10 protein-coding genes are annotated in these 12,285 nt (G+C 37.4%); 1 reads left to right on the top strand and 9 read right to left on the bottom strand.

What is annotated here, in order from left to right:
• Positions 1-49: 49 nt before the first annotated feature.
• The 6 genes from Gferi_RS24365 to Gferi_RS24340 all read right to left on the bottom strand — a co-directional run bounded on the left by Gferi_RS24365 (position 50) and on the right by Gferi_RS24340 (position 7,114).
• Positions 50-1,681 carry a Na/Pi cotransporter family protein gene (locus Gferi_RS24365; protein ID WP_069980716.1) on the bottom strand — a complete coding sequence of 544 codons (1,632 nt, stop codon included), beginning with the start codon at positions 1,679-1,681 and terminating at the stop codon, positions 50-52.
• A 229-nt stretch (positions 1,682-1,910) separates the two neighbouring features.
• Positions 1,911-3,539 (bottom strand): Na/Pi cotransporter family protein, encoded by a 1,629-nt coding sequence (locus tag Gferi_RS24360; RefSeq protein ID WP_069980715.1) that lies wholly within the window; start codon positions 3,537-3,539, stop codon positions 1,911-1,913.
• 299 nt (positions 3,540-3,838) lie between these two features.
• Positions 3,839-4,309: a tRNA (uridine(34)/cytosine(34)/5-carboxymethylaminomethyluridine(34)-2'-O)-methyltransferase TrmL gene (gene trmL, locus Gferi_RS24355; RefSeq protein ID WP_069980714.1), complete on the bottom strand. Its 471-nt coding sequence runs from the start codon at positions 4,307-4,309 to the stop codon at positions 3,839-3,841.
• Positions 4,310-4,314: 5 nt separating this feature from the next.
• On the bottom strand, positions 4,315-4,776 hold the full coding sequence (locus Gferi_RS24350; RefSeq protein WP_069980713.1) for a chemotaxis protein CheX: 462 nt from the start codon (positions 4,774-4,776) through the stop codon (positions 4,315-4,317).
• A gap of 121 nt (positions 4,777-4,897) precedes the next feature.
• Positions 4,898-5,830 (bottom strand): DUF362 domain-containing protein, encoded by a 933-nt coding sequence (locus Gferi_RS24345; RefSeq protein ID WP_069980712.1) that lies wholly within the window; start codon positions 5,828-5,830, stop codon positions 4,898-4,900.
• A gap of 126 nt (positions 5,831-5,956) precedes the next feature.
• Entirely contained in the window at positions 5,957-7,114 is a 1,158-nt protein-coding gene (locus tag Gferi_RS24340) for a DUF362 domain-containing protein (protein ID WP_236932653.1), read from the bottom strand.
• 298 nt (positions 7,115-7,412) lie between these two features.
• Between Gferi_RS24340 and Gferi_RS24335 the strand changes: the two genes are divergently transcribed.
• Positions 7,413-7,838, top strand: coding sequence for a transcriptional regulator PerR (locus Gferi_RS24335; RefSeq protein ID WP_069980710.1), 426 nt, complete (start codon positions 7,413-7,415; stop codon positions 7,836-7,838).
• Between the two features lie 9 nt (positions 7,839-7,847).
• On the opposite strand, the gene Gferi_RS24330 is transcribed toward Gferi_RS24335, so the two are convergent.
• The 3 genes from Gferi_RS24330 to Gferi_RS24320 all read right to left on the bottom strand — a co-directional run bounded on the left by Gferi_RS24330 (position 7,848) and on the right by Gferi_RS24320 (position 12,182).
• Entirely contained in the window at positions 7,848-9,767 is a 1,920-nt protein-coding gene (locus tag Gferi_RS24330; protein WP_169833031.1) for a transglutaminase family protein, read from the bottom strand.
• A 284-nt stretch (positions 9,768-10,051) separates the two neighbouring features.
• Positions 10,052-11,257, bottom strand: coding sequence for a DUF58 domain-containing protein (locus tag Gferi_RS24325; RefSeq protein ID WP_069980708.1), 1,206 nt, complete (start codon positions 11,255-11,257; stop codon positions 10,052-10,054).
• Positions 11,250-12,182 (bottom strand): AAA family ATPase, encoded by a 933-nt coding sequence (locus tag Gferi_RS24320; RefSeq protein ID WP_330389504.1) that lies wholly within the window; start codon positions 12,180-12,182, stop codon positions 11,250-11,252. Before Gferi_RS24320 ends, Gferi_RS24325 begins: the two co-directional genes overlap by 8 nt.
• Positions 12,183-12,285: the final 103 nt, after the last annotated feature.

Genomic DNA, 12,285 nt, shown 5'->3' with positions numbered 1-12,285 from the left:
CATCTGTAAAAAGGCTTATCTCCCTCCTTAAGAGAGAAATAAGCCTTTTTTAATACTTTTCTGTTGCATCAATTACTGCAAATGCAATCTTTGCTGCATGATCACCGATTCTTTCCAGATTGCTGATTATATCCAGGAAGATCACACCTGCACCGGCACTGCATTGTTGCTTATTCAAACGCGCAATATGGCTGGCACGGAGGGATTTTTCCATATGATCGATTTCCCCTTCTCTTTCAATAACCCGCTTTGCAATATTTGTGTCACCTGTCTTCAGTGCCAAGATTGCTTGATCATAAGATTTCAATACGCGGTCATGCATCATCACCAGTTCTTTGATCGCTTGATCACTGAATTGAAGCTTATTTTCGATGCGATAAACAGCTAGTTCTGCCAAATTATCTGCATGATCCCCTACTCTTTCAATATCATTGATCGTATTAAACAAACCATCTACAATTTCATGCTGCGATGCAGAGACTGAAGTGTTAGATAGTTTTATTAAATAGGCAGCAATATCTCTTTCTAAATGGTTAATTCCACTTTCCAGTTTAAATACTTCGTGGGCGATCTTTTCTTCCATTTTGAAAAAAGCTTCCATTGATTTTTGATAGGATTCCTGTGCTAACCGCCCCATATGAAGAACTTCTTTGATTGCCTGTCCTAATGCTATAGAAGGCGTCTCTAAAATCCTGTCATCCAAATATTTGGCCCCCACATGAATTTCTTTTTCTTCGGTTTTCTCCGGAATTAGCTTTTTTGCAACATATACCAGTATACCGGCAAAAGGAAGCTGAATGATCATATTTGTAATGTTAAACAATGTATGGGCATTGGCAATCTGTCTTGCAGCATCCCCAGGCGTTAAGCTTGTTACTATATGCAGAACCGGCTGCTTTAATATAAACACAAAAATAACTGTACCTATAATATTAAAAAGCAGATGGATAAAGGCGGCTCTTTTTGCTGTCTTATTGGCACTTATACTCGATAATAATGCAGTAACACAAGTACCGATATTATCTCCAAATAAAATAGGCAATGCTGCTTCAATAGGCAGCAGACCTTGGCTTGCAAGTGCAATTAAAATGCCAATGGAAGCACTGCTGCTTTGAATAATCGCAGTCAGGCCAAAGCCAGCCAAAATGCCTAACAGTGTATCTAACAGCGTATTCTCCCCAAAACTCATCAACAAAGCTTTAAACCCTTCATATTCCCGCAGCGGCTTCATGGCATCGGACATCATCTCCATACCGATAAACAAGACACCAAAACCGATCAAAGCTTCTGCAATATTTTTTGTACGTTTATTATTGGAGAATAACCAAATTCCTACTCCAATAGCAACGGCAATCGGCGCATAATCTATTAACTTAAAAGATACCAGCTGAGCGGTTATCGTAGTACCAATATTGGCACCCATGATTACACCAACAGCCTGTGTTAGACTCATGATGCCTGCATTCACAAATCCAATTACCATCACGGTAGTAGCACTGCTGCTTTGAATCACCATTGTTACAATGGTGCCAACGAACACACCCATTACCCGGTTGTTGGTCAATATTTCAATTAGACGCTTCAACCGGTCTCCAGCTACCTTTTCTAAACCATCACCCATGATTTTCATGCCATATAGAAAAAGTCCTAAGCCACCCATCAATCCAAAAACAATTTTCATGCAAGGTCCCCCTCTAAATTAATCACAGCCCCACACATTTTTTTGTATCATTTATCGTAATGCTGCCGCACCAAATTGAGACGGCCACCCCCTCTATTCATTCATACCCTGTATATCATACGATATTTTTTTCATATTATTGTTAATTTTGTGTTAATTTTATTAACTTTTTGCTTTTAGAACATATTAAAGGAGGATTTCATTAATGAAATCCTCCTTTAATATGGTTTTATTTTTTTGTAGTATCTAAAACAGCTAGTGCAATATTGGAAGCATGATCTCCAATTCTTTCCAAATTACTAATAATATCTAAAAAGATCACGCCCGCCTCGGCTGAACAGGATTGCCTATTTAGTCTTGCAATGTGATTGGCTCTTAGGGTTTTTTCCATTAAGTCAATTTCCCCTTCCCTTTCTGCAACTTTTTTTGCAATCCTCATATCTCCAGTCTTTAAAGCAAGTATAGACTGATTGTAAGATTTTACTACCCGTTCATGCATATGATTCAATTCCTGCATGGCCTTTTCTGAAAATTCTATATTATGCTCTATTGTATACATGGCTAGCTCTGCAAGGTTGTCACTATGATCTCCCACTCGCTCAATGTCATTGATCGTATTGATTAACCCGTCTACCATTTCATGCTGTTCTGCAGAAAGAGATGTATTTGAAAGCTTAACCAAGTATTCGGCAATGGATCGCTCCATACTGTTAACAATTTTTTCCAATTTAAAAACCTCATGTACTATTTTTTCATCCTTCTTAAAAAAAGCTTCCATTGATTTCTGATAGCTTTCTAGGGCTATATCCCCCATGTTCAGTGTTTCTTTAATTACTTGAACCATAGCAATGGATGGGGTTTCAAGAATCCGGTCGTCCAGATATCTTATTCCCTTCAGTTCGTGATCTTCATAGTCTTTCTTTGGAATTACTCGATTGGCGAAACGAACTAATAAACCTGCAAAGGGCAGTAACAATAGCGTATTGGTTATATTAAACAGCGTATGAGCATTAGCCAGCTGTCTTGCTGCACTGTCCGGTGAAATACTCTTGACTAAATTAATAGTAACTCCTCTGAAAAAGATCATAAATATAATCGTTCCGATGATATTGAATAAGAAATGTATAAATGCGGCTCGTTTTGCTGTTCGATTGGCCCCGATACTAGATAGCATGGCCGTAACACATGTACCAATATTCGTTCCAAAAACAATGGGCATTGCTGCTTCAATCGGCAGTAAGCCTTCACTGGCTAAAGCGATCAAAAGTCCGGTAGAGGCACTGCTGCTCTGTACAATTGCGGTAATGGCAAAACCTGCCAGTACAGCCAATATGGAATCAATAATCGTTGGCTTTCCAAAGCTTAGCAGCATATGTGTAAATCCTTCATATTCTCTTAAAGGCTTTACAGCCTCTTTCATAAAATCCATACCGATAAATAAGATTCCAAAGCCGATGAAAATTTCAGCAGCATTTTTCGTCTTTTTATTATCGGAAAACATCCAAATTGCCACAGAAATTCCTACAGCAATTGGTGCAATAGCACTGATATTTAAAGAAGCGATTTGTGCTGTAATCGTTGTACCTATATTGGCTCCCATAATAATTCCCGTAGCTTGCGTTAAGGTCATAATCCCTGCATTTACAAATCCTACCACCATAACCGTGGTAGCACTGCTGCTCTGAATAATCATGGTAACTAATGCGCCGACAATTACCGCAATAATCCGGTTATTTGTCAATACTTCAATGATTTTCTTCATTTTGTCTCCGGCTGTTTTTTCTAGTCCGTCACCCATAATGGTCATGCCGTAGAGAAATAGCCCTAAACCGCCTAGTAATTCAAATAGAATTTTCATCATTTCCCTCCAAGTTTGTCTATTTCATTTTCTCCCTTGTATATCATACACTATTTATTACGTTTTTTGTTAAATGCATGTTAAATTTTTTAATGCAAATTTTACTTTTTTATATCTTATTTTGTTATTATACTCCTCTAAATTACAGTATCTCCAGATTTTATACAAAATAAAAAAGCCTTTCCTTAAGCGTTTCAAAGAAAGACCTTTTTGAACTGTACTACCTGCATAATAAAACAGTTCCATAGATTATAAAATTCATAATCTCATTTGCATCAAAAAGAGATTATCTGCATGCTCTAGATGAGATTTTGAAATCCGTTTTGTCGTAGGGCTTCATATAGAATAATATTCACTGAGTTTGAAAGATTTAATGACCGTGCCTTTTCATTTTCTACCATAGGAATTCGTATACACTGCTCCTCATGGGCTTTGAGAGTTTCTGACGGAAGTCCTGCAGTTTCCCTGCCAAACATGATAAAACACTCATCCTCAAATTGTACCTCTGTATAAAACTTTTTTCCTTTTGTTGTCGCAAAGAAAAATTTAGCGTCTCTATGTTTTTGAAATAGCTCTTCCATATCCTCATAGACTGTTAGATCCAGCAGATCCCAATAATCTAATCCTGCACGTTTTACATGCTTATCGTCTATGGAAAAACCAAGAGGCTTAACCAAATGAAGCCTCGTACCCGTAGCCGCACAACTTCTTGCAATATTTCCCGTATTCGGCGGGATTTCGGGTTGAAACAAAACAATATTCAATGCCATGATTTCTACTCCTTTACTGCAATTTCAATTTCAATAACACCCATACTACTGACGAGTGGTATACATAAGGTTTTTAAATGGCCATTAGACACCGATAGATTTTCTCCTGTCAAAAGCGTAGGTGGTGTTATATCAATTGACACGCCCTCATTATATAACAAGGTCGCTGTATTCCCCATGATCATGTTTCCGAGCTCTGAAATGGCACTTTTGGCAATTTCATCAAAACTTTCAACCGGCATGCCACCCATCATTCCTGAAGCAACTTTTTTTGCAATCTCTTCATCCATGCTAATGATCGCTTGACCTTTCAATCCTCCCGTTAATCCGATCAAAATGGCGACATTTTGCGCCATAAAAGGTGATTCCTTTAAATAGATCTTGCCAAGCTCGCATGGAATCATTGCCATTTGCATCAAAATGTCTTTACTTGCCTTTATAAAAGGATTTATGAGTTCCGCCTTCATATACAAGATCCCCCTTGCTGGTCATTTTTGCTCTACATAATGTATTAAGCTATTATATCATAAATAATTGCAAAGTACATGCAAACTGTCGTTAATTGTCTTATTTAAAAATATAAAACAATCACTGATTCCCATGTATGTTTTTAATTCCATTTTTATCTAATATAATTTCTTGCTGATAAGCTGCTTTACTAAATATCCTTTCTGCTTCTTCTAATGATATACCTCGTAAATTCATTTTTTCGGGTTCAGCAACGCCAAATCCCTGCTGGTACAAACTATACAGATAATGGATTGCTTGCGGTAAAAACCCCAGTAGACGTGCTGCGATGGTATCTGTTGCTACCGGATCTGTCCCTGCTAGGATCAACGAGGGGGTATCTACTGCCTTTCCATCAGAGGGACCTGTTCCAATCATTGTTTTATCAGCACTTACAATTGTGATGTCTATTGGAATCTTCTTTGTAATGGCAGTAATAAAACCATGTAAGTCCTCATGGATTCCTAAAGATTTTTTCGGAAATCCATGAATCTCTGCCGGCGGCCAACTTAGGGCTATATTTTTGATACCTGCACTCATGGTTGCCTCTTCATGATGTTTCAGCTGTGTAAAGGAAATTAAAACATCAATTTCTTCTAATAATTGATTTATTTTTGTCGTACTCGGCCGAGGATGCTCTAGCGATAAATCAACATAGGGACCATAATTGAGGTCTACAAAAACTACCTCCTCATCTTGAATGACACGGTCATATCCTGCAAAAGCCATAACTTTCGGTGTTGGATCACCGCCCGAGCCTGTAGCAATATAGATCTTCGCAGGTTTTTTCTTTTTAAGATATCTTATAAGAGACTGCAGGGTTTCAGGACCTACTACAGTTCCGGTATAAGCTGGCTTGGCTTTTACCCAATTCGGTGTTATCGCGATAATATCTCCTTCTCTTAACAACTCATCCATCGGCAGCATTTCCAATGCTTCTTGAATGGATTCTTTCTCTTTGCTTCCTTTAGTAATGGCCACAATGGGCTTTTCTATTCTTCTCGTCTCTCGCATATTTTCACCTCGATATTTATTGATAAATCTATAAAGGCAGAGATTTACGCTAAATCCCTGCCTTTAGTATTCAAATAAAATAGTCAAAATATGCTCTATAATTTTTCATGCCAATCATCTCTGTTCTTACCATTTGACGATTTTATCTAACAACCATGGTCGGTGTATTTGTACTGCCTTCTTTGGACATAGCTCCTGGCAGCAGAAGCAGCGTATGCAGTGATTTAAATCTGCTACAGGCCGATTCTTTTCCATCTTGATAATTTTGGGAGGACAGCTCTCTTCACAATCCCTGCATCCAATACACAGGTCATGAAGAAAAACAGGCTTTGGCTGCAATAGCCGGTTAATAGGTCTCTCAATAAGCTTAGGCATTTTCCCTTTGAGAAAGCTTACGCTTCTTATACTAGGCACCTTGAAATCCCGCTTTATAAAAGCCTCTATAGAAGTGCCCAAAATTTCAATATCTGCCAAGGTCCCTCTGCAGATATTGCGTTCTATAGATCTTGCAATCGTAGGAACTTCACTAGGTGTTAAGCCAATTAAAGCGGCTCCTACAACATCTAAATGATAGGGACTTGGCGAAGCCAGCACTACACCAATCTCCCGTGGAATCCCTGCGGAAGGGCCATCCCCTTCCATTCCTACAATCCCATCCATAAAAGATAAAATCGGATTTGCATATTGACAAATGTCTAACAATGCATCTGAGAAATCTTTAATTTCAGGCATTTTAAAATGATACTCTGCCTTTAGCAATCCTGGAATCACACCAAACATATTCTTTACGGCTCCTGTATATAAGGCCATTCCATGGGTTTTTAATTTTGATACTGAAATGACTTTATCCACTTCTTCCAAAACATTGATAACCGTTAAATTTTTAAGTAGTTTTAGATTTTCGCCCTTTACTTCTATATGACTTATGTCATAATTTAAAACTGCACCACTTGCCTTAGCAGCTTCTTCCATACCACAAACTTTATAAACACCCTTCAAATGTTTTTCGCTAAAGGGGCCCCCTGGACTATCTCCAATGATTACAGTTGCACCATGCTGCACCAATATTTCTGCTAAAGCCTGCACAATTGCAGGATGCGTTGTGGCTGCTTCTTCAGGATTTTTTTTCATTAGCAAATTTGCCTTAAGCAGTACTTTATCTCCTGGCTGTATATATTGTTCCACGCCGCCTAATTGTACAAAGGCATCACGAATTGCTTTCCGTACAAATTCTATCTCATATGTACTGCAGGAAATCAACGCAACTTTTTCCAATTTGTCCACCTGCACTTTCCCTATGTATTCAATCTTACTTCAATGTACATATATGATACGCTATATTCTTTTTTGTTTCAAGTCCTTGTAATACCTAGGATTAAAGTATATCAAAAAGCTTTTTAAATTATTATAATGATTATTATTAAATTCTTTCAAATTTTTAAGATTGTGATATTTTTTTAAACAATATTTTATAAATATTTGAAATTTTTAGCTCAATTTTTCCCCATTAATTGACAAACGAATAACAATTATATATAATCAAAACAACAGATAGCAGTCAATGAAACCAGGGGGCGATTTTTTGAAAGATTTTACTCAAACCTTAAGAAGTTTGGAAATGAAGGTAACACCGCAGCGATTGGCGATCTATGATGTTTTAAAGAACTCGAAGGAGCATCCCAGTGCTGAGACTATTTATAAAAGGCTATCTCCAATCTATCCTACCATGAGTCTAGCCACAGTATATAAATCCTTGGAAGCCTTTAAGCGGGCTGATTTAGTGCAAGAATTGAATGTTGGAGAATACAGCTTCCGCTACGACGCATCGGTATCTCCTCATCCTCATATTATTTGTACGGAATGCCATAAGGTAGAAGATCTCGAAGAACACATCTTTTCTGACCTAACAGAAAAGGTTTTACAATATACTAATTATTCTATCTCTAAACAGCAATTATATTTTTATGGAAAATGCCCTCAGTGCAGAGAGAGCGTAGAAGCAGTTTAAAACTGTTTTCTACGCTTTCTTATTTCGATTTTTGTATAAATCCCCTGCTAAGTATTTGTGAAACCAGTATTTAGGAATGCCTAAGTACTTTTTAACTGCTTCTTCGAGTTCCCTATACCCTTTTTGGATTTGCTCTTCCTCCTCTGCACTCGCCCCTTCAAAACAGTAAAGTCCTTTTTCAACACGCTCGATCAGTTTTGGCTCTAAAAGCATGGGGCATATTGTATTTCCAAGCAACGCCAATACTTCTCTTGGTGTGCAGCCCTGTGTAGATATGTCATCGATATGTCTGCACAGCATTATAATTCTTCGATAATACTGCAGCACCTTTGACTGCTCAGAAATCATATTGGTCATTTTTTTATTATCATAAGCACAATAGCTGATTCTTAAAAGCAACAGTATCAGCAGCATAAACAAGCCCCTATTACCGTATTTAAACGCTTTCGCCTCTATGGAAACAGCTCCGTTCACAGGAACATATTTATCTTCTTCTCTTTTATTTATTAAATGTCTTGGCGTATTATTTTCCATCCCTTGTTCCACTTCATTTAGTTGGATTTCATATACAGCCTGTCTTGCTTCATTTTCCCGATATGCTTCTGCCGTCGCAAATGCTGGTGTTGGCTCATAGGCTATCCATCCTTGTCCTTCTATATAAGCTTCTACCCATGCATGGGCACTGCTGGCAGCCACTTCATAAATTCCTTTTTCATTTCTTTCTTTAGGTAGTACAAAACCTTCCACATATCGGGTAGGAATTCCGATGCACCTGCCTAAAACAGCTAAGGCAGAGGCATAATAGCTGCAATAGCCTTTCTTTGTTTCAAACAGGAAATAATCGACAAAATCCTTTCCTATAGGCAATACTGCACCATCCAATGTATAAGCATGATTCTCTCTCAGATAACCCTCTATATTTTTCATTTTATTGTAGTCGCCTTCTGCTGTGGCAGTTAATTTCTTTGCCAATTCTTTAACACGCATTGGAAGTTCATCCGGTATAGCCATATAGTGTTGTGGCACATTAGAGGATTGATGCATTTGTAGTTTTAGATCCTTTATTTGCAGTCGTGGAATCTCACTATATATGGTATAAGACTGAATCCTTTTGCTAAATAGAGAACCTCTGAGATATAATTCATAATCCTCATTGTAGTAAACATTGCCTGACGGCAGTAATACTTGAATGGGTCGGTACGGAGCATAAAGTACTTTTGCTTTCGAACCTACTAGTTCTATATCAACTTTCTGCTTCACAGAGGGGGTATCATCGGGAAACAGATTCGGTATTATGCCATCCTCTCCTATTTCTTTATACTCATGCCTGCTGCCCTTCCATCCTGTGCCCGTATAAATATCTTTGATATTTCCGCGAAGATATAAGGGGTACTCCGCCTTGACCAACATGACAATGCTTTCATCCCTTAAAATCGGTCCTCCCAATTGTTCTTTAAATATCGAGTTTTTGCTCTCCCCCAGTATAAATTCTTCTATTTCATTTTCTTCACTGCGCCAGTCCATTATATATGGAAGGCTTTCAGAAATCTTTTCTGCTAATCCATGAACTTGAACCGCCTTATATTGTAGTGGAATTAGATTTGCTAAACCTATGATACTGAAACAAACGAACAGACTATACAGCAGCCAACCTCTAATCGAGAAAATTCGTTCCTCCTTTCCATAAATCTTTTCTGCTAATCCACTTTGCCCATAATTATCAATAATTTCCAGCAGCATCAGAGAAAATAAATAAAGTTGTATATAAATAAAAGCCTGATCAACGTATCGGTACCATTGAAGGATAAAGTATATTCCCGGTATCAGCCGGATCCACTTTCTTTTTATAAATAGCATATAAGTAAGAACGAAATAATTCACTGTTCCAAACAATAACAGTGTTAGATAAGAAGCATATTTAATATGCATCTCCAACGGACTCCCTAAAATATAGAAAAGACTCCATTTCAAAAAATCGTATCCAATCTCCCATAGGACAATCTTTTTATATAAAATCATCCAAATGATTATGCCTCCGGATAAGAGGATTATTTGTGTCTTCTGTTTATTTTTTTTATATAAGTATATTACAGCCCACAAAGTCCCATGGTAGAAGAATATAGATTCAGCAGGCAAATCAAATTGGAGCGATCGAACAATTAAAAGGTTAATACTCCAGCTTAATAAAAATCCTGCTAAATATTTGACGCACCTTATTTTGCTGATGTCCATAGAGATCCCTCCAGTTTGCCCGGTAGTTCTTCCTGAAGTCCTATCTGTATTACATCAATCCTGTTTCTTTTTAAAAAGATTGTTTTCTTTTCAATGTCTTCTGACAGCTGATTAGAGATCAGCACCACAATTAGTTTAAGTCTTTTCTCCTTTAATCTTACCAGTTTATATACCAAGGTTTCTGTCAATTGAACGATCATCATCATCAAAGTAGATCCTTCAGACAACATTCGGCACTCGGTGCCAATAAAATCTTCTATGGTTATTCTTCCATTTGGCTGAAATCGCATTAGTTCTTTTAAGAAATATGGAAGCTTCTCAATCCCCCTACCCTCTATATAGGTTCGCTCCTGCCATTGAATATGAAGTGCAGTAGCAAGATCTTTTTTTAGCACATAAGCAATAACAGATGCTGCGGTTTCCACCAATTTTTCCTCAATCATTCTACCTGTATCTCCGCTAAAGCTGTTTCTTTCACCGTCTAAAAAGATATGTACCCTTGTATTACCGGAAAGTTCATAATTTTTTACATACAATTGATCCATTTTTGCAGACAGCTTCCAGTGTACTTTTTTAATACTATCCCCCTGCACATATTTCTGTAAACTCTCCAAGCTTGTATAGTCCTCATAGGTTAGATGGGGTACAGCTACAGTACCAAAGTATTCTGTAGCAGGAAAGTTCATTGATTGGACTTCTACTACACGCGGATAGATTTCCAGCATCATAATATGATCAAAGTCTACAGTTTTTTCAAAAATGTGAAATAAATCCCTTACATAAAGAACCAAATTTCCAATGTCATAAAACCCTCGATGACAACAGATCATTGATTTTTTGATGTTTAGGATTTGAAAGGGCTTGATAAAACAAAGTTCTCTAGGGATGTTGCCACTGCTCACTTGATTTGCGCCCTTAAATTCTATCTCTACATAAGCAATAGGCAGTATTCCTGTATTGTTCAACTTATATCCGATTTCTATTTCATCTCCTACACTAAAAGCTTTTTTATTGGTCCAGAAAAAGCTGCTAATGTGTCTTGTATAACCATAAACACTATAATAACTAAATAGTAATATAGTTATAAAAACTGTAAAAATAAAATAAGGCAGTCTTCCCCCTGCAAAAACAGCCCACAGCATAAGAAGCAAAAACAGTAATGCAAAATTCCTTCTATTTTTATTCATAACTTCTCACCAAGGGCACATTGACCTTTTTTATAATACTTTCAATAACATCTATGCTTTTATATCCTTTGAATTTAGCTTCCGGGGTCATAATTAATCGATGGGTTAAGGCCGAATAAATAATATTTTTTACATCGTCAGGCAATAAATAGCTTCTCTTTTTTATGTATGCATAGGCTTTTGCAGCATGATAAAGCCCAGCTGCCGCTCTTGGACTTGCTCCCAGAAGGATATGCTCATCTTCTCTCGTAGCACGTATAAGCTTAACTATATATTCCTCTATGCTGCCATCCACATAGATACCCTCTACAGCTTCCCGTGCTGCGCTAATTTCTATCGGTGAGACTACAGGCTCTAATTGATGAAATTTTTCCGGATCCTGTTTTCGCTGAATAACCTTTATCTCTTCCTGTAAAGAGGGATATCCCAAGGTGATTTTGAATAAAAATCTATCCAACTGCGCTTCCGGCAGTGGAAAGGTCCCCTCATATTCAATAGGATTTTGTGTTGCAATGACCATAAATGGATCTGAAATTTTATAGGTAGTGCCGTCAACAGTAATCTGTTGTTCCTGCATCACCTCTAATAGGCTGGATTGTGTTTTTGGGGATGTTCGATTGATTTCATCTGCTAATATAATTTGGCTGTGTATGGGGCCCTTTATGAACTGAAATACGCCCTCCTTTTGATTGTATATCGATACACCAAGCAAATCAGAGGGAATCAAATCCGGTGTAAACTGAATCCTGCTGAAGGAACAATCAATCGATCTGGCAAGTGCTTGAGCAAGGGTCGTTTTCCCAACTCCTGGAACATCTTCTATGAGAATATGTCCTCTGCATAACAATGCTATAACTATCTTTTCAATAGCTTCTTGCTTACCTACAACTACAGTTTCCATATTTTTCATGAGTTTGTCAATCAACGGTCCCACCCCATATATCAGAATTTTAAAAATTGTATGTATTTTAATTATACATAAATTTTATTCAAACTGTTTGTGGATAAAGGATTAACTTTTCGTAATA

Source organism: Geosporobacter ferrireducens, from assembly GCF_001750685.1.
Classification (GTDB): Bacteria; Bacillota; Clostridia; order Peptostreptococcales; family Thermotaleaceae; genus Geosporobacter; species Geosporobacter ferrireducens.
The sequence above is the reverse complement of the archived record's forward strand: the minus strand, read 5'-3'. Positions and strand labels throughout refer to the sequence as shown.

Bases quoted from the DNA above. Each gene is read 5' to 3' on its own strand.
- Gferi_RS24365 (WP_069980716.1), bottom strand. From the start codon at position 1,681: ATGAAAATTGTTTTTGGATTGATGGGTGGCTTAGGACTTTTTCTATAT.
- Gferi_RS24360 (WP_069980715.1), bottom strand. From the start codon at position 3,539: ATGAAAATTCTATTTGAATTACTAGGCGGTTTAGGGCTATTTCTCTAC.
- trmL (WP_069980714.1), bottom strand. From the start codon at position 4,309: ATGGCATTGAATATTGTTTTGTTTCAACCCGAAATCCCGCCGAATACG.
- Gferi_RS24350 (WP_069980713.1), bottom strand. From the start codon at position 4,776: ATGAAGGCGGAACTCATAAATCCTTTTATAAAGGCAAGTAAAGACATT.
- Gferi_RS24345 (WP_069980712.1), bottom strand. From the start codon at position 5,830: ATGCGAGAGACGAGAAGAATAGAAAAGCCCATTGTGGCCATTACTAAA.
- Gferi_RS24330 (WP_169833031.1), bottom strand. From the start codon at position 9,767: ATGCATATTAAATATGCTTCTTATCTAACACTGTTATTGTTTGGAACA.
- Gferi_RS24325 (WP_069980708.1), bottom strand. From the start codon at position 11,257: ATGAATAAAAATAGAAGGAATTTTGCATTACTGTTTTTGCTTCTTATG.